This window comes from Vagococcus acidifermentans (assembly GCF_003987655.1).
GTDB lineage: Bacteria > Bacillota > Bacilli > Lactobacillales > Vagococcaceae > Vagococcus_B > Vagococcus_B acidifermentans.
This window is the reverse complement of record NZ_NGKC01000002.1, coordinates 71120-87738: the sequence shown is the minus strand read 5'-3', so window position 1 is coordinate 87738 and position 16619 is coordinate 71120. Positions and strand designations below refer to the sequence as shown.

Sequence of the window (16619 nt, the reverse complement as noted above, 5' to 3'; positions counted from 1 at the left end):
AACTTCTCAATATATGTCATAAGTATACACTAAAACGAAAGAAGAGTCAGTGATATTTTCAAGACCAGTTGCGCGGACTCCAGATTGTCCCGTCAATCTCGCCTTCTGCCTGTTCTATCCGTTTATATTGTTCCTGCACAATCTCCCGCAGCTCCTGAAAAAACGCCCGGTCCTCATACTGCTGGCTGCTTGCTTCAAGGGAGGCAATTTGTGCGTAGAGCCAATCTTGTTGTGTCATCTTCATCCATCCTTTACTTCCGTCAAAACCAGCAGCAAGTCATCAAGCCGCGAACGGTTTTCCGTTAATTCTGCCAGTACAGCCGACATGATTCTTTTTCTGTCCTCGTTGGGTTCCTTTTCTGTCAATGCCTGCAGCCGGTCGGCAAACCAGGCTTCTGTTTCCTGGAACGACGCATTTACCGGCATGGTCAAATACTGTTGATACGCAATCAACAGCTTTTGTTTCATCACTTCTGTCATATACATGAACTGGTGAATCGCAAAGATCGGCAAAAATGTCATACCGCACCGATTGGCCAGTGCCTGAAAGGGCCGCAGCAACTCCGAAAGGGTGAACTGTTCTCTACCGCCGGCTTGAAACGACTTTGCCGAAACACCGAGAGTCACCACCAGCCCTAACTCGCGGCCTTTTAACCTGTCTGGAAAATCGTCGGTAAACACACTGTCTAGCCATTCTTTCAAGTTGGCCGGCGAACTGTACCAATACAATGGAAACTGCCAGATAATCCGTTCGTACGCAAGCAGGCGGGTTTGTTCACCGGCAATATCTGCTTGCCAGTCGTCGGACAATTCATACCATGCCACGTCTGGTAAACGGGCACTGGCTTTCAGAAATTGCTGCGTACTGGAATCGGCTGCATCGGGATGTGCAACTACAATCAATGTTTTCATGGCGTGACCTCTCTTAATAAAGATAGTTAAATCATAACAATTCTCGCTGATTTTTTCAAAAAAAGACTCATCTTTGCAGATGAGCCTTTCACGGTCAGCCTGTTATCTTTCAATTAAAAAGGTATCCGGGTTTTTATTCACACGCTCACCGGTATGCAGCGTGTCAATCGCGACCATATCTTCTTTGGACAATTCAAAATCAAAAATAGCCAGATTTGAAATAATGCGGTCCTGGTTGACAGATTTTGGAATGACAATCACATCATTTTGGACATCCCATCTCAAAATAACTTGCGGAATCGTCTTGCCGTACTTGTCGGCGATGGTTTGCAGCAGCTGATTTTCGAGAATCGTGCCGTGTCCCAGCGGGGAATATGCTGTGACGGCAATATCGTTTGCCTGACAAAACGCATGCAGCGCTTTTTGATTTAAGCGCGGGTGCAGTTCGACCTGATTCATCATCGGCTTGATTTCAGCTGAAAACATCAAGTCTTCCAAATGATGCGGATGGAAGTTTGATACGCCGATTGCTCTGACCCGGCCGTCTTTGTACAGCTTTTCCATCGCACGCCACGTCTCTTTATACTTGTCCGCCACCGGCCAATGAATCAAATACAAATCCAAATAGTCCAGTCCCAAGCGCTCCAGACTCTGGTCGAAAGCTTTCAGCGTTTCGTCATAGCCCTGCTCGTCATTGTATACCTTGCTTGTCACAAACAAGTCTTCACGGGCAATGCCTGACTCTTTGATGCCGCGGCCGACACCTTCTTCATTTTTATACACCGACGCTGTGTCAATCATCCGATAGCCGGCTTCGATTGCCCACTTGACCGCATTGACCACTTGCTCGTTATTCTCGGCTTTCCAAACGCCTAAGCCGATTCTCGGAATTTGCACGCCATTTGTTAATACTTTATATGTTTCCACAGTCATCCTCCTGAATAATTTTTTTCTGTAAACTTATTATACCATATTACGAAAACAGGGCGATTAAATTGACTGCTGGCATTTTACCGAAGCTGGATTGCAATAAGAGCGGAAACATATTACATTAGAAGCAGCAAATACCATGCGTAAGGAGAATAGTGATGTATCAGCCGTTGATTTTAACCCGCCAACAAGACAAATATTATGAACTCCCGCCCCATCCTGATTTGAGACAACTAATTCAAACTTTTTGGGTTAGCCCGACTAATGATTCTTTTAACCGGATATTGCCGGACTTCTGCGGTGACATTATCCTCGTTCTATCCGAAAACTTAATCATTGAAAAAACCTTTTTTACAACCCCGCAAACCGACTATTTTATATATGAAGGAGATGAACAATATCTGACAATCGGCGTCCGTTTTTATTTGCACGGACTACCGCTTATTTTGACACATCCTCTGAGCGGACAAAAAAATACCTCTTTGCAGGAAACAGACTATTTTTCAGATTTTTCAGCGGAATTTAAACCATTTGACACATTTTCCAATCTTTCCAGCTTGTTTGAACAGCTTAATATTTTTTTCCTAAACAGACTCTCGACCATGACACCGTTCAAGTCAGAAGCTCTTTTAACTAATTTTATGGCAAGTGCATTCAATCGTCTCTCATACCGGGAAGCCATCCGTAAAGAAGTGCTATCCGAACGCAGCATTCAGCGTAAATTTAAACATGACATCGGACTATCGCCTTATGAATTGTTTGACTCCATCCGTTTTCAACAAATCCTGCAGGAAATCAAACGAGGCAAAAAAACCTTTGTCGACTTGGCGTATGATTACCATTTTCATGACCAATCACATTTCTCGAAGACAATCAAAAAACACAGCGGCTTATCGCCAAAACAAATTGCCCTTGCGTGTCGGGATTATACAAGAAATCCGCCTCCTTTTTGACTATAATGACATCAAAAGGAAGGAGAGAAAGGCATGCAATTGGATATGGTCGGAATCATTGTAGCAGATATGGCAAAAGCGATTGCCTTTTACAATCTATTAGGATTTGCTGTAAAAGGGGATGTCTCAGCCGATTACACAGAATTAACCAGTCAATCTATCAGAATATCACTGAATTCAAAAACGATGATCACGAGTATTTACGGTTTTGAGCCTGAATTGACCGGCGAACGGTTGGAATTGGCTTTTTTATGCGATTCCCCCGCTTCATTAGAACAAAAAATTGCTGACATCAGAATGGCTGGGTTTAAGATTTTCAAAGAACCTTGGAACGCATTTTGGGGACAGTATTACGCCATCATCGAAGACCCGGATGGCAACTACCTCAGTTTATTCTGTCACGGGTTAAAAGAAGGGAGCTGAAATAGGTTGTGACTGTTGATGAACCTAAAATCACCAATGCTGCCGGCGCCATTCAGCCGCTGTTAACAGAATTGAAGGACACGATTCAACATTGGCAAGGAGCCGAAGTCTATTACCGTAAAGATTGGGCGTGCGAGTATTTCCATGTGGCTGGAAAATACTTTTGTCTGTATGTCCACCATCCGCAATATGGTTGGCTCATGACTGTCAAAGGGTTACCGGAAACCAACGACCTGCTGCGGGAACAGTACACTTTTGTGATACCCGGCTACTACGCCAATAAAACTCATTGGAATTCCATTGTGCTGGACAAAACAACCTTTAGCCGTGAGACATTGCTGTCTATGCTGAAACAGTCCTATGACTTGGTCGTGGCAAGCTTACCGAAAAAAACACAACGAAATTTGGCAAAAGAAAAGAGATGATTCACTCAAGAATCATCTCTTCTTCATTAGACATCATAAACATACTGGGAATAAAACGCTAGTTGCCGTCCTTACTCACAGATGCCTGATAAATCGCATCAATGGCAGTTCCCAGCACGCTGTTGAATGCTTCTTCCGATTGCTCATAACTCAATCCTTCCAGCAAAGCGCGGGAAAAGCTGGCAATCATGTCGCGGTTTTTCGCCAGATTGCGGGTCGCTTCTTCACGGCCGTATATACCTGAAAGGGCAACAATCCGCACAACGTGTTTATCCTGCGCCAAATCAGCATAAAAATTATCTTCTTTGGGCAGCGTCAGTTCCAGCATGACATACTGGTCATCGTCCAATAGTGCCAGCTGTTCCTTGATGGCCTGCTTCAACAGAATTTCCGCTTCGCCTTTTTCCGTACTGCGAATATCTACCTCTGCTTCGATAATCGGCAGCAAATCCGCAGCCAAAACATCCTTAGCCAAATCAAACTGCTGTTTGACCAGCTCCCTGATGCCCTCTTCGTCTGCACGACGGATGACTGAACGGGCTTTCGTGCCGAAAATATGATAATCTTTTGCCAATTGCAGTAAATCAGGCAAATCAGTGATCGGATTTAACTTCTGAACACCCTTGTCTTCCACATCCAGACCGCGGTCGATTTTTAAAAACGGGATGATGCCTTTTTTCTGCCACAAAAAATCTGCGGTAAACAAACCTGCGACTTCACGCTTGACGGTATCTTCATATAAAATAGACGCAATGATTTTTTCAGAATCAAACGCCGGACTTTCCAAAATACGAATCCGCAGCTGATGCACCCAATAAAACATTTCTTCCTCTGTTTGATAACTGCTCATCGGAATGCCATAAGCTTTCAACGCTTTCGGCGTACTGCCGCGGCTCTGATCCAGCGCTGTAATAAAGCCCTTTTTATTTTTTAATATCGCCAGTTTTTCCTGATCTAACATGGGATTCCCTCTTTCCATTTAGAAATTGACTGAATCATGCATTCTGATAGTCTTCTATCATGAGAAATTATAACACCATTTACTGGAAAAAAGCGACTCTCCGGCAAAATTTTTAATTAAAAAAGCACGGCATCAGGCATGTTGCAGTGTTAAAAAACTATTTATTCGCTGCGACCCTCTGGTTGAACAGCCACGCCAGCCCGCACATCACACTCAAGTTAATAACCGGTAATGCAACGAGAAAGAATTGGTTACCGAGCAATGAACTGACTACCGGTATGAGCTTAGCGACCATTCGGCTCGTCAACTGACCTAAAAACTCTCCTCCTGCCATCAAAAATCCTAATATCATCATTAGCGAGATACTCACCGCCAAGACCTTGATAAGTGAATAGCGGTAAACCAGCAAATACAACAGCAACCCAAACACTCCGATACAAATGCAATCCAACGTCGCTGACAGAAAAAAATACACTCGGTTTAAACTGTCACTCACAAAAAGTGCACGCATCGGCAGCTGCCAGTCGACCTTGCCGAAAACCCCTAAAATCAGCGGGTAGATATATTGATTGATGGCTGTCAATATCACTGATATGACTGCCAGTGCTGAAAGAAGTCCGTAAAATTGTGATTTTCTGGAAACATTAAACTGATTGCCAATTAGAAAGTTTTTACTTGCCAAGAAAAATGATACCCCTAACAGACCGCCTTTTAACGAACCTGCAAATGATTGACTGTAGGTGTACGTCGTTTGAAAAACAGCAGCGACCGGTTCGCCCATCATCCACTGAACTAACATTTTGAACAGTATATCGAAGGTTAAAAAGAAGGGAATCACCATTAGTAAAACCCATTTGACGTTATTCATATTAAACCAAAAAACTTGTTTGACCCGCATCTTATTTCTCCTCCAATCGATTGGTCATCATAATAAAGAGCTTTTGTAACTCAAGCTTCTGCTTCTGAATCGTATCAGGCAGCCTGCTGACATCATCATACACGTATAAGGTCGTTTGATTGCCCAAGTATTCTACGCCAATCACATTCAGTTGTCCTGCATAAGCATCAACATCCTGACTGGCACCTGTCAGTGACCAGGCTTTTTCAGTCACCGCCTCGACTGTGTCCGCAACCTGAATCATCCCCTTATCCAAAATTAGAACGGAGTCAATCAGCCGGGCGACCTCCTCGATCAAGTGCGTCGACAAAACAAAGGTCCGGGGACGTTCCATAAACGCATCAACCAGCTCTTTGTAAAATAAATCCCGGTGGTTGGCGTCAAGCCCTAAAATCGGCTCATCCAGAAAAATAAATCGCGCCGGCACACACAGCGCCAAAATGATATTAAAAATCGAACGGTAGCCGGTCGACAGCTTCGACAGTCTAAGTGAGGTGTCCATGTCAAAAGCTGCGACTAAATGGTGACACAAATTTTCGTCAAAATCAGGATAAAACAGCGCCGCGTGCTTAAAATAAGAAGCAACCTTCTCTGTCTCTTCCCGTTTGAACAAGATTGTATCATTCACCAGAAACAGCTCCTGCAGTAACCCGTCATTCTCTCTGATATTCTGCCCGTTGTACAAAACCTGCCCCTCTTCCGCCCGCATCCGATTATTTATGATGTTGAGCAAGGTACTTTTGCCTGCACCATTGCGACCCAGCAGCCCGTAAATATGTCCCTCTTCAATCACGCAGGAAACATCCCTTAGCACCTTTTTTTTGCCAAAACTTTTTTCCAACTGCTGAATTTCGATACGATCCATTTAGTATCCCTCCTCGATGATGCGCAGCAAGTCATCTTTCTCGATGCCTAACCGCTTCGCTTCGTCAATTACTTGAGCCAGCTGTTCCTTCAAAAAAGACTCTTTGCGTTTTTTATATAAAATATCCAGACCTTCAGCTGTTACAAACATCCCCAGCCCCCGTCTTTTTTCTAAAACCCCTTCAGTCACCAGTAAATTCATCCCCTTTAACACTGTTGCAGGATTGATGTTGAACCGCTTCGAAATTTCCGTAGTGGAGGGAACTTGTTCCCCCTCCTTAAAACTGCCTTGAAGAATACCTTCTTCAATCTGAACAGCAACTTGCATATAAATCGGAAGCGCGCCGTCAAAATCAAATGTCATCATCATAGACACTCCTAACTCAATTGGTTAGTTACTCATGTAACTAACTATATAACATAAATTTGCCGATGTAAAGAAAAATTTGAATTTTGATGTTTTATTTTCCCGCAAACAGATATAATAAAGAGAGGACGTTATTTATCCTATTAGCTGAAATGAGGTATCATTATGCAGACAAAAAAACTATTTCAGGCCTTAGCCGATAATCCGGTTATCGCAGCCGTTAAAGACGAATCAGATTTGGAAGAAGCACTGGCAACAGACGTGACGATTATCTTCGTGCTTCATTCAACCATTTTCAACATTTATGACATGTCAAAAAAAATCAATGCGGCCGGAAAAATCGGCTTCATTCATTTTAATTTCATCAAAGGACTCTCTGATGAAAACATGAGTCTGAAATATTTGAAGGAGAACACTTCTTTTGATGGTATCATCACCACGAAGGCTTCTCATATTCCTGCGGCAAAAGCTCTTGGATTCTATACAATCCAACGTATCTTCCTGCTGGATTCCATGTCAATGGAAAACATCCACACACAAGTTCCGACTAAACACGTCGATTTGATTGAAATCCTGCCGAATGTCAGCGGTAAGATAATTCACAGTGTCCGCAAAAAAATCTACCGTCCGCTGATTGTCAGCGGCCTGATTATCGACAAAGAAGATGTCATGAACGCTCTTTCAAACGGCGCGATTGCCATATCTTCCACTAATCATTCTGTTTGGAAACTTTAATCAGAGAACGTTTGCAAATGTATGTGAAAAATAGTATAATAAGGACAAGTTAATAAAAGTGCTGGAGAGATGAGTGCATAGAATTCAATTCCACCAATCAGTGGAATTGATTTTATGCACTCTTTTTTTGGATGCTAACTAATTGGGAGGTAAACTTGAATGTATGATGTGACAATTATCGGTGCCGGTATTATAGGATCGGCGATTGCCTATGAATTAGGCAAGTACCAGTTGGATGTCTGTGTTCTTGAAGCTGAAAACGATGTCAGTGTCGGAACAACCAAAGCCAACAGCGCCATTTTACACGCTGGATATGACCCGAAGCCCGGTTCCTTGAATGCAAAATTAAACGTGGAAGGCTCCGTACTTGCCAAAACCCTCTGTGAAAAACTGGATGTGCCGCGCAAAGAAATCGGTTCGCTGGTCATTGCATTTTCAGAAGAAGATTTGGGAACAATCAATAAGCTATATGAACGGGGAATTAAAAACAACGTAGCAGGTGTGCGTCTTATTGCACCGGAAGAGATACTCGCCATGGAACCCAACTTGAACAAAGATGTCTTCGGCGCACTCTACGCACCGACAGCAGCTATCGTCAATCCATGGGAATATGCTTTGGCTTTAGCTGAAACAGCCAGTAAAAATGGCATCACCTTTATGTTTAACCGAAAAGTCACAGGTATTGATACAGAAGACGGCTACTACACTTTGCATACAAATGCCGAGACAATCGACAGCCGGCTGGTGATCAATGCGGCCGGTGTACATGCCGAAGATATTCATAAAATGGTGGCCGAACCATCCTTTAAGACCATTCCATGCCGCGGCGAATACTATCTGCTCGACTTGGAAGAATCAGGCACTGTTAACCACGTGATTTTCCAGTGTCCGACAAAGGTCGGCAAAGGAATCTTGGTCAGCCCGACCGTTCACGGCAACATTATCGTCGGACCGAACGCTGAAGATATCGATTCTGAACTTCTGGATACAGGAGCCGACTTGGCAAATACAATAGACGGACTGGCTGATGTGGCGGCCGGCGCACGGCTCAGTGTCCCGGCTATCAATCTTGGCAACTCTATCCGGAATTTCTCGGGTGTCCGTGCCAATACCGACCAGGAAGATTTTATTATCGAACAAGTCATCGACGGTTTTTATGACGTTGCTGGCATCAAATCGCCGGGACTGACAGCCGCACCGGCAATCGCCTTGCATCTGCTGGACATCATGATAGCCGACGGATTGAAATTGACGGAAAAAGACAGTTATGTTGATGAGCGCAAACGTGTCCACTTCGATGAAGCAACCATTGAAGAAAAACAGCAGCTGATTAGCGAGAACCCTGATTACGGACGCATCATCTGCCGCTGTGAAAATATTACAGAAGGCGATATCCGCCGCTGTCTGAAAAACGAGCTGCCGGCAGTGTCTGTTGACGGTGTCAAACGCCGGACACTGGCAGGCATGGGAAGATGTCAAGGCGGTTTCTGCGGGCCGCGCGTTGTCGATATCATTGCAGATGAACTTGGCATTTCACCGACCGACGTTGATTTAGATAAATTCGGCAGCCGGATTTTAACCGGTGTCACTAAGGAGGCAAATTAAATGTATGATTTAATCGTAGTCGGCGGCGGACCGGCGGGATTGGCTGCCGCACTGAGCGCCTATGAAAACAACTGCAAACGAATTTTAATCATTGAGCGGGATGTCGTACTGGGCGGTATCTTGAATCAGTGTATCCACAATGGGTTTGGTCTCCATTATTTCAAGGAAGAACTCACGGGGCCTGAATATGCGGAACGCTTTATCGAACAGCTGAAAGATACAACGATTGACGTCATGCTTGACACCATCGTTCTGGAAATCACCGAAGACAAAGAAGTCCATATCATGAACAAACAAAACGGCTACCAGATTCTTCAGGCCAAGGCAATTATTTTGGCAATGGGGTGCCGTGAACGCACAAGGGGCGCTATCCAGATGCCCGGCTCGCGACCTGCCGGTATCCTGACCGCCGGAGCTGCCCAGCGCTATGTCAACATTGAAGGCTATATGGTTGGAAAAAAAGTGGTCATCTTGGGTTCCGGCGATATCGGATTGATTATGGCGCGCCGGATGACATTGGAAGGAGCCGAAGTGCTCGCGTGTATCGAGGTCATGCCCTACTCTGGAGGGCTGAACCGGAATATCGTGCAGTGCCTGCATGACTTTGACATTCCGCTCTACCTCTCCCACACCATCATTGATGTGACAGGCAGAGAGCGGCTGGAGTCAGTCACAATGGCTGAAGTTGATGAAAACAGACGCCCGGTGCCCGGCACAGAGCAGGTCATCGAATGTGATACGCTGCTGCTTTCCGTCGGCCTGATTCCTGAAAACGAGTTGTCGCGAAAAGTCGGTGTTGACATCGACAACCGGACACGCGGCGCAGTTGTCTATGAAAACATGGAAACCTCTATCCCCGGCATTTTTGCTTGCGGCAATGTGCTGCACGTGCATGATCTGGTAGACTATGTCAGTGCAGAAAGTGCGCTTGCCGGAAAAGCCGCGGCTGAATATATCAGCAATCAAGCACAAGAAGAAGCTGAGGATTACTTGCAGCTCACACAAGGAGACGGTATTTCCTATATCCTGCCGCAAAAAATACGGAAGAACAATGTCGAACGGAAAGTCGACCTCTTCTACCGCGTTAATCGCGTCTATGATTCGTGTGTGCTTTCCATCAGATACAAGGGTGAGGAAATCGCGAAATACAAAAAACAAAATCTGGCGCCGGGTGAAATGGAAACTCTCTCGCTGCGCAAAAAATTATTCAATGACGATGACATCAACGAACTTGAAATCGCCATAAGGGAGGCTTAAAAATGGCTGAATTGATTTGTATTGTTTGTCCGATTGGCTGCCATTTGACAGTGGACGAGGCCAACGACTATAAAGTGACCGGAAACAGATGTAAAAAAGGGGAAGCTTACGGGAAGCAGGAACTGCAAAATCCGGTGAGAACCATTACATCGACTGTCAGATTGAACGCCGCTGAGCTGACCCGTCTTCCTGTAAAAACCAGCGACACTATTCCAAAAGGAAAAATGAGCGACATCATGACCGTTATCAATCACACAGAAGTGACAGCGCCAATCGAAGCCGGCGATGTCATTATCTCAAATGTGCTGGATACAGGTGTGGATGTCATCGCCACACGCACCATCAAAAAAGCAATTTAAACATAAAAAAACCGCTGAAAAACAGCGGTTTTTTTGTTTTCTAATCTTCTTGGCCGTACCAGTCATAGTGGAACACGCCTGGACGGTCTTTTCTCAAGTAAGTATGTGCGCCGAAGTAGTCTCTTTGCGCCTGAATGATATTAGCCGGCAAGTCAGCTGTCCGGTATGAATCATAGTAGGCAATTGCCGAAGAGAAGGTTGGTGTCGGCACACCTGCCTGAACAGCCAGCGAAACCACATCTCTGACAGATTGCTGATATTTCTGCGTAATCTCTAGGAAGTAATCATCCAGAAGCAAGTTTTTGATTTCCGGGTTCCGGTCGTACGCATCTGTTATTTTCTGCAAGAAACGGGCACGGATGATGCAGCCGGCGCGGAAAATCTTCGCAATATTGCCATATTGCAAATCCCAGCCGTATTCATCACTGGCAGCCCGCATTTGTGCAAAACCTTGGGCGTAGCTCATGATTTTGCTGAAATACAATGCTTGACGAATTTTTTCAATAAATTCTTTCTTGTCGCCGTCAAATGTATACGCAGGCGGTCCGGAAATGATTTGACTGGCTGCTACACGTTCTTCCTTCAAAGCTGAAATAAATCGTGCAAACACCGACTCGGTAATCAGCGGCAGAGGAATGCCCAAGTCCAATGCGTTTTGACTCGTCCATTTTCCTGTGCCTTTATTTCCGGCAGCGTCCAGAATCACATCGACAATCGGCTTGCCTGTGTCCAAATCATCCTTGCGTGTCAGCAAATCTGCTGTGATGTCAATCAGGAAACTGTCAAGTTCGCCTTTGTTCCATTCAGCAAAGATGTCAGCCGCTTCTTCCACCGAAATGCCCAGCACCCGGGTCAGCAAATCATACGACTCGGCAATCAGCTGCATGTCACCATACTCAATACCGTTATGCACCATCTTCACGTAATGCCCCGCACCGTTTGGTCCGATATAGGTCACACATGGTTCGCCGTCTTCCGCTTTTGCTGCAATTTCCTTCAAAATCGGTTCAACCAGCTCATAAGCTTCTTTCTGTCCGCCTGGCATGATGGACGGCCCTTTCAGCGCGCCTTCTTCACCGCCCGAAACACCTGTACCGATAAAGTTGACACCCGATGTTGCCAGTTCTTCATTCCGGCGAATCGTATCTTTGAAGAATGTGTTGCCGCCGTCAATCAGCACATCGCCTTTATCCAGATGAGGCAGCAGACTTTGAATCGTTTTGTCTGTCGCATCGCCCGCCTTCACCATCATGATGATGCGCCGAGGTGTTTCCAGCGACTCAACGAAATCTTCAATAGTGTATGTGGGAATTAATTTTTTATCAGGATGTTCTTTGACCACATCTTCGGTTTTGGAAGCAGTCCGGTTAAAAATCGAGACACTGTATCCCCGACTTTCAATATTTAAAGCTAAATTTTTTCCCATCACTGCCATACCAACGACACCGATTTGCTGTTTTGACATATTGTAACCTCCTACAAGTTCATTCAGCCGCAAGCGGCCGCGTGATTTCAATTCTTACCTATTATACCTTACTTTTTTTAAAATTAAAACTAATGCAGAACGTCAACAAAAAAACAGCCGGCAGATACACTTCGGAAAAATGAAGTATCTGCCGGCCAGTTATTCCGTCACATTTAGTTAATCGATGCTTTGAGTGCTTCAAGGTTGTCCCGCATCACACTGAGATAGTCTGCCCCTTTATCCCGTTCTTCTTTGCTCAACGTTTCCAGCGGATTCAGGACCATCAGTTCGGCTCCTGTCGCATCTGAAATCGTTTCAGCTATTTTGGATGACGCAGAACTTTCAGTATAAATCACATGAACCCCTTCTTTTTTTATGAAATCCTGCATTTGATTCAGCTGCTTGGGTGTCGGCTCCTGCTCAGGTGAAATGCCGGAAATCGCCACTTGCTGCAAATCATAGCGCTTGGCCAAATAAGAGAATGCTGTATGCTGTGTCACAAATTTTCTGTTTTTAGCATCTTTAAAGGCAGTTTCATACGCCTGATTCAACTCATCCAGCTCCTGTTGAAACGCACTCCTGTTTTTCTCATAGACTGCTTTATTTTTGCTGTCTGCCTTGATCAGCCCGTCTGTAATTGTCGCCACTTGCTCTTTGACAAGGACCGGGTCCAGCCAAACATGCGGATCATACGCATGAGAATGGCCTTCGCCTTCTTCTTCTGCTTCATGCTCATGAGCATCTTCTTCACCAGAAAGCAACTCAATCCCGTCACTGGCTTCGATGACCAGCGTTTTCTGGTTATCAAGGTTTTTAATGATGGACTTGACCCACGTTTCCATCTCGGAAGACGCATAAATAAACACATCTGCATCTTGAATCATCGCCATATCTTTTGCACTCGGCTCGTAAGTGTGCACTTCCGTCCCGCCGTCAATCAACATATGAACATCAGCCGTATCACCGGCGATTTTTTTGGTGAAATCATAGACTGGATAAAACGTGGTCACAACCGTCATTTTTTTTGAGTCGTTCTGCTGCGTCTTGCCGCTGCCCGAATCATCCGGCTGCCCGCAAGCTGTCAATATAAATAAAAAAATGATAGAAAATAAAAACAGTAATTTCTTCATGGCTCTCTCCTTTTTAAATCGTAACGATTACTATTTAGATTTATATTTTATCACACTGGAATGAAAAAGCAAGAGAATTTTCACAAAATTTTTCTGTTCACAAAAAAAGATAAACTTCGGAAAGTTTATCTTTTTATCTGATTATTTTTTTCTTTTCTTGCTGCTGCCGCTGAAGGCGTCTTTCATTTTATCGAAAAAACCTTCTTCTTGTTCAATGACCGTGTCGCCGCTCGCTTGCGCAAAATCACGCAGTGCTTTTTTCTGTGCATCGTTCAAATTTTTCGGAGTGACGATTTTAACAGTTACTTGCTGGTCGCCATTACCTGAACCACGCAACCTTGGCGCACCTTTGCCGCGTAATCTGAAAGAAGTACCCGTTTCTGTGCCCGCCGGAATCTTCAATTTCACACGTCCGTGAACAGTCGGTACTTCCACTTCATCACCAAGTGCCGCCTGCACGAAGGATATCGTCTGTTCATAATAAATCTCCGAGCCGTCGCGGTCAAAAATCGGACTCGGCTCGACCACAAAGACGACATACAAGTCGCCGAACGGTCCGCCATTGTAACCTGCCTCTCCCTGACCTGCCAGACGCATCTGCTGGCCGTCTTCAACACCTGCCGGCACATTCACCTTGAGTGAGTGGGACTTCGTCATCCGGCCTCTGCCGTGACATGTGTCGCACTTCTCTTTGATGATTTTCCCGGTTCCTTGACAAACATCACACGTCTGCCGACTCATCATCCGGCCGAGAGGCGTTTGCCTTTCAACGTTAATCGTTCCCGAACCATGACACTTGCCGCATGTCTCCGGCTCTGTTCCGGGTTTGGCTCCGGAGCCGTGGCAGGTAGAACATTCATCTTCACGATTATAACGAATTGTTTTTTCAAGTCCAAAAACCGCCTCTTCAAAGGTCAGATTCAGTGAATACTGCAAATCTGCTCCTTGTCTTGGCGCATTTCTGCTGGCGCCGCGACCGGCTCCCCCGCCGCCGAAGAACGATTCAAAGATATCCTCAAAGCCGCCAAAACCGCCGCCGCTGAAGCCGTCAAAACCGCCGAAGCCACCAGCACCGCCAAAGTTCGGGTCTGTCCCGGCATGTCCGTATTGGTCATAAGCCGCACGTTTCTGCGGATCACTCAACACTTCATATGCTTCGGAGACTTCTTTAAACTTCTCATCAGCGTCTGGTTCTTTATTTATATCTGGATGGTATTTTTTTGACAGCTTGCGATAGGCTTTCTTTATTTCATCATCGGTGGCGCTTTTTGACAGTCCGAGGATTTCATAATAATCACGTTTCGCCATTTATTTTCCTCCATCTTTTCTAATCTCGCTAAACTAAGCCTTATAAATCATAACATATTTTAGAGGATTTCAAAACACTATTCTTCATAAACATGATGATTTTCGGACTCAAGTGAAAAAGCCAAAAGCGCAACGCTTTGGCTTTTCCAGTAAAAATCATTGTTATTTCTGGTCGTCGTCGACTTCTTCAAAATCGGCATCAACCACATCATCGGCACTGCCTTGAGCCGCATCAGGATTGTCTTGCGCTTGTTGCTGTGCCGCTGCCTGTTCATACAGCTTCACTGTCAAGTTCTGTACGATTTCATTCAGCGCGTCGCGTTTTGTCTTCATCTCTTCGATATTGTTGGCTTCCAGTGCCGCTTTCAGTTCGTCACGGGCAGTTTCAGCCTTCTTGACTTCGTCTTCGCTGACTTTGCCTTCCAGCTCTTTCAATGTTTTATCAACAGAGAACAGCAAGGCGTCCACATCGTTGCGCAGGTCCACTTCTTCCTTACGCGCTTTATCGGCTTCAGCATTAGCTTCTGCATCTTTCACCATGCGGTCGATTTCTTCGTCGGTTAAACCGGAAGAAGATTTGATGGTGATGGTCTGCTCTTTTTGCGTACCTAAATCTTTCGCACTAACGTTCACAATACCGTTTTTGTCGATATCAAACGTAACTTCGATTTGCGGAATGCCGCGTGGTGCCGGCGGAATGTCCGTCAATTGGAAACGTCCCAATGTTTTATTATCTGCTGCCATTGGTCGTTCACCTTGCAGTACGTGAATATCTACGGCCGGCTGATTGTCAGCTGCTGTAGAGAAGACTTGTGACTTGCTGGTCGGGATAGTTGTGTTACGGTCAATCAATTTCGTAAACACACCGCCCATTGTTTCGATACCAAGCGACAGCGGCGTAACGTCAAGCAAAACTACATCTTTGACATCACCAGTGATGACGCCGCCTTGGATAGCCGCACCCATTGCAACTACTTCATCAGGGTTGACTGATTTATTTGGTTCTTTGCCGGTTTCTTTGCGCACTGCATCCACAACAGCCGGAATACGTGTTGAACCGCCGACTAAAATCACTTCATCAATCTCAGATTGGGCAATGCCTGCATCTTTAATGGCTTGTCTGACCGGTACTTTTGTTCTTTCCACAAGATCGCTTGTCAATTCATCAAATTTGGCACGTGTCAGCGTCAACTCCAAGTGAAGCGGACCTGCATCGCCGGCAGTGATAAACGGCAAGCTGATTTGAGTGCTTGTCACGCCTGATAAATCTTTTTTCGCTTTTTCAGCTGCATCTTTCAAGCGCTGAACAGCCATTTTATCTTTTGATAAGTCTATGCCGTTGTCTTTCTTGAATTCTGCAACCAGGTAGTCGATAATTTTGTTGTCAAAATCATCCCCGCCCAAATGGTTGTCGCCGGCAGTTGACAAGACATCGAAGACGCCGTCTCCTAATTCAAGGATAGAAACGTCGAAAGTGCCGCCGCCCAAGTCAAAGACTAAAACTTTTTCATCTTTGTCTGTTTTGTCCAGCCCGTAAGCCAAAGCTGCTGCTGTCGGCTCGTTGACGATACGTTCAACTTCCAAGCCAGCAATCTTACCGGCATCTTTGGTTGCTTGACGCTGTGCATCGTTAAAGTAAGCTGGTACAGTGATGACTGCTTTTTCAACTTTATCGCCCAGATAGTCTTCTGCAAAACCTTTCAGATATTGCAAAATCATCGCTGAAATTTCTTGCGGTGTATAAGTTTTCCCTTCCATTTCTACTTTATAGCCGGCTTCACCCATGTAACGTTTGATGGATGAAACAGTGTTAGGGTTAGTGACTGCTTGACGCTTAGCCACTTCTCCAACTTGGATTTCGCCATTTTTAAAGGAAACAACGGAAGGTGTTGTCCGGTTGCCTTCCGGATTCGTGATTATTTTTGCTTCGCCGCCTTCCAATACAGATACGGCAGAATTTGTTGTTCCTAAGTCAATACCGATAATTTTGCTCATGATGTACTCTCCTCTTTTTACTTGAATTTCAA

18 protein-coding genes are annotated in these 16619 nt (G+C 45.1%); 7 read left to right on the top strand and 11 right to left on the bottom strand.

Annotation, left to right across the window (positions count from 1 at the left end):
• Nucleotides 1-58: 58 nt before the first annotated feature.
• From CBF27_RS02600 to CBF27_RS02590, 3 genes are all read right to left on the bottom strand, one after another.
• Entirely contained in the window at nucleotides 59-238 is a 180-nt protein-coding gene (locus CBF27_RS02600) for a hypothetical protein (RefSeq protein WP_126812121.1), read from the bottom strand.
• 2 nt (nucleotides 239-240) lie between these two features.
• On the bottom strand, nucleotides 241-912 hold the full coding sequence (locus CBF27_RS02595; RefSeq protein ID WP_126812119.1) for an NAD(P)H-dependent oxidoreductase: 672 nt from the start codon (nucleotides 910-912) through the stop codon (nucleotides 241-243).
• 102 nt (nucleotides 913-1014) lie between these two features.
• Complete coding sequence (locus tag CBF27_RS02590) at nucleotides 1015-1845, bottom strand: aldo/keto reductase (RefSeq protein ID WP_126812117.1); 831 nt, start codon at nucleotides 1843-1845, stop codon at nucleotides 1015-1017.
• 155 nt (nucleotides 1846-2000) lie between these two features.
• On the opposite strand from CBF27_RS02590, the gene CBF27_RS02585 reads away from it, so the two are divergent.
• Genes CBF27_RS02585 through CBF27_RS02575 form a run of 3 tightly spaced genes read left to right on the top strand, consistent with a single transcriptional unit; the run spans nucleotide 2001 to nucleotide 3643 of the window.
• The gene (locus CBF27_RS02585) at nucleotides 2001-2795 is read left to right on the top strand and encodes a helix-turn-helix transcriptional regulator (protein ID WP_126812115.1); all 795 of its coding nucleotides are present in this window, start codon (nucleotides 2001-2003) and stop codon (nucleotides 2793-2795) included.
• A 33-nt stretch (nucleotides 2796-2828) separates the two neighbouring features.
• Nucleotides 2829-3218, top strand: a complete 390-nt coding sequence (locus tag CBF27_RS02580) for a VOC family protein (protein WP_126812113.1) — start codon at nucleotides 2829-2831, stop codon at nucleotides 3216-3218.
• Between the two features lie 8 nt (nucleotides 3219-3226).
• Nucleotides 3227-3643 (top strand): MmcQ/YjbR family DNA-binding protein, encoded by a 417-nt coding sequence (locus CBF27_RS02575; RefSeq protein ID WP_245985923.1) that lies wholly within the window; start codon nucleotides 3227-3229, stop codon nucleotides 3641-3643.
• Between the two features lie 58 nt (nucleotides 3644-3701).
• Here CBF27_RS02575 and CBF27_RS02570 read toward each other — a convergent pair whose 3' ends face one another.
• The 4 genes from CBF27_RS02570 to CBF27_RS02555 form a co-directional block, all read right to left on the bottom strand.
• Nucleotides 3702-4604, bottom strand: a complete 903-nt coding sequence (locus CBF27_RS02570) for a fructose bisphosphate aldolase (RefSeq protein WP_126812111.1) — start codon at nucleotides 4602-4604, stop codon at nucleotides 3702-3704.
• A gap of 157 nt (nucleotides 4605-4761) precedes the next feature.
• Complete coding sequence (locus CBF27_RS02565) at nucleotides 4762-5502, bottom strand: hypothetical protein (RefSeq protein WP_126812108.1); 741 nt, start codon at nucleotides 5500-5502, stop codon at nucleotides 4762-4764.
• Nucleotide 5503: 1 nt separating this feature from the next.
• Complete coding sequence (locus CBF27_RS02560) at nucleotides 5504-6367, bottom strand: ATP-binding cassette domain-containing protein (RefSeq protein WP_126812106.1); 864 nt, start codon at nucleotides 6365-6367, stop codon at nucleotides 5504-5506.
• Nucleotides 6368-6730 (bottom strand): GntR family transcriptional regulator, encoded by a 363-nt coding sequence (locus CBF27_RS02555; RefSeq protein ID WP_126812469.1) that lies wholly within the window; start codon nucleotides 6728-6730, stop codon nucleotides 6368-6370. It lies immediately after the preceding gene.
• 168 nt (nucleotides 6731-6898) lie between these two features.
• On the opposite strand from CBF27_RS02555, the gene CBF27_RS02550 reads away from it, so the two are divergent.
• From CBF27_RS02550 to CBF27_RS02535, 4 genes are all read left to right on the top strand, one after another.
• Nucleotides 6899-7468 (top strand): glycerol-3-phosphate responsive antiterminator, encoded by a 570-nt coding sequence (locus CBF27_RS02550; protein WP_126812104.1) that lies wholly within the window; start codon nucleotides 6899-6901, stop codon nucleotides 7466-7468.
• Between the two features lie 159 nt (nucleotides 7469-7627).
• The gene (locus CBF27_RS02545) at nucleotides 7628-9073 is read left to right on the top strand and encodes an NAD(P)/FAD-dependent oxidoreductase (RefSeq protein ID WP_126812102.1); all 1446 of its coding nucleotides are present in this window, start codon (nucleotides 7628-7630) and stop codon (nucleotides 9071-9073) included.
• Nucleotides 9074-10330 (top strand): NAD(P)/FAD-dependent oxidoreductase, encoded by a 1257-nt coding sequence (locus CBF27_RS02540; protein WP_126812100.1) that lies wholly within the window; start codon nucleotides 9074-9076, stop codon nucleotides 10328-10330.
• Between the two features lie 2 nt (nucleotides 10331-10332).
• Entirely contained in the window at nucleotides 10333-10689 is a 357-nt protein-coding gene (locus tag CBF27_RS02535; RefSeq protein WP_126812098.1) for a DUF1667 domain-containing protein, read from the top strand.
• Nucleotides 10690-10729: 40 nt separating this feature from the next.
• Here CBF27_RS02535 and gndA read toward each other — a convergent pair whose 3' ends face one another.
• From gndA to dnaK, 4 genes are all read right to left on the bottom strand, one after another.
• Complete coding sequence (gndA, locus tag CBF27_RS02530; RefSeq protein WP_126812096.1) at nucleotides 10730-12154, bottom strand: NADP-dependent phosphogluconate dehydrogenase; 1425 nt, start codon at nucleotides 12152-12154, stop codon at nucleotides 10730-10732.
• 173 nt (nucleotides 12155-12327) lie between these two features.
• Nucleotides 12328-13284: a metal ABC transporter substrate-binding protein gene (locus CBF27_RS02525; protein ID WP_126812093.1), complete on the bottom strand. Its 957-nt coding sequence runs from the start codon at nucleotides 13282-13284 to the stop codon at nucleotides 12328-12330.
• A gap of 141 nt (nucleotides 13285-13425) precedes the next feature.
• Nucleotides 13426-14592, bottom strand: a complete 1167-nt coding sequence (dnaJ, locus tag CBF27_RS02520) for a molecular chaperone DnaJ (protein ID WP_126812091.1) — start codon at nucleotides 14590-14592, stop codon at nucleotides 13426-13428.
• 162 nt (nucleotides 14593-14754) lie between these two features.
• Nucleotides 14755-16587: a molecular chaperone DnaK gene (dnaK, locus tag CBF27_RS02515; RefSeq protein WP_126812089.1), complete on the bottom strand. Its 1833-nt coding sequence runs from the start codon at nucleotides 16585-16587 to the stop codon at nucleotides 14755-14757.
• Nucleotides 16588-16619: the final 32 nt, after the last annotated feature.

Excerpts from the sequence above, each read along its gene's own strand:
- CBF27_RS02525 (WP_126812093.1), bottom strand. The coding sequence starts at position 13,284 with ATGAAGAAATTACTGTTTTTATTTTCTATCATTTTTTTATTTATATTG.
- CBF27_RS02565 (WP_126812108.1), bottom strand. The coding sequence starts at position 5,502 with ATGCGGGTCAAACAAGTTTTTTGGTTTAATATGAATAACGTCAAATGG.
- gndA (WP_126812096.1), bottom strand. The coding sequence starts at position 12,154 with ATGTCAAAACAGCAAATCGGTGTCGTTGGTATGGCAGTGATGGGAAAA.
- CBF27_RS02550 (WP_126812104.1), top strand. The coding sequence starts at position 6,899 with ATGCAGACAAAAAAACTATTTCAGGCCTTAGCCGATAATCCGGTTATC.
- CBF27_RS02595 (WP_126812119.1), bottom strand. The coding sequence starts at position 912 with ATGAAAACATTGATTGTAGTTGCACATCCCGATGCAGCCGATTCCAGT.
- CBF27_RS02545 (WP_126812102.1), top strand. The coding sequence starts at position 7,628 with ATGTATGATGTGACAATTATCGGTGCCGGTATTATAGGATCGGCGATT.
- CBF27_RS02590 (WP_126812117.1), bottom strand. The coding sequence starts at position 1,845 with ATGACTGTGGAAACATATAAAGTATTAACAAATGGCGTGCAAATTCCG.
- CBF27_RS02555 (WP_126812469.1), bottom strand. The coding sequence starts at position 6,730 with ATGACATTTGATTTTGACGGCGCGCTTCCGATTTATATGCAAGTTGCT.
- CBF27_RS02540 (WP_126812100.1), top strand. The coding sequence starts at position 9,074 with ATGTATGATTTAATCGTAGTCGGCGGCGGACCGGCGGGATTGGCTGCC.
- dnaK (WP_126812089.1), bottom strand. The coding sequence starts at position 16,587 with ATGAGCAAAATTATCGGTATTGACTTAGGAACAACAAATTCTGCCGTA.
- CBF27_RS02580 (WP_126812113.1), top strand. The coding sequence starts at position 2,829 with ATGCAATTGGATATGGTCGGAATCATTGTAGCAGATATGGCAAAAGCG.
- CBF27_RS02585 (WP_126812115.1), top strand. The coding sequence starts at position 2,001 with ATGTATCAGCCGTTGATTTTAACCCGCCAACAAGACAAATATTATGAA.
- CBF27_RS02600 (WP_126812121.1), bottom strand. The coding sequence starts at position 238 with ATGACACAACAAGATTGGCTCTACGCACAAATTGCCTCCCTTGAAGCA.
- CBF27_RS02560 (WP_126812106.1), bottom strand. The coding sequence starts at position 6,367 with ATGGATCGTATCGAAATTCAGCAGTTGGAAAAAAGTTTTGGCAAAAAA.
- dnaJ (WP_126812091.1), bottom strand. The coding sequence starts at position 14,592 with ATGGCGAAACGTGATTATTATGAAATCCTCGGACTGTCAAAAAGCGCC.
- CBF27_RS02570 (WP_126812111.1), bottom strand. The coding sequence starts at position 4,604 with ATGTTAGATCAGGAAAAACTGGCGATATTAAAAAATAAAAAGGGCTTT.
- CBF27_RS02535 (WP_126812098.1), top strand. The coding sequence starts at position 10,333 with ATGGCTGAATTGATTTGTATTGTTTGTCCGATTGGCTGCCATTTGACA.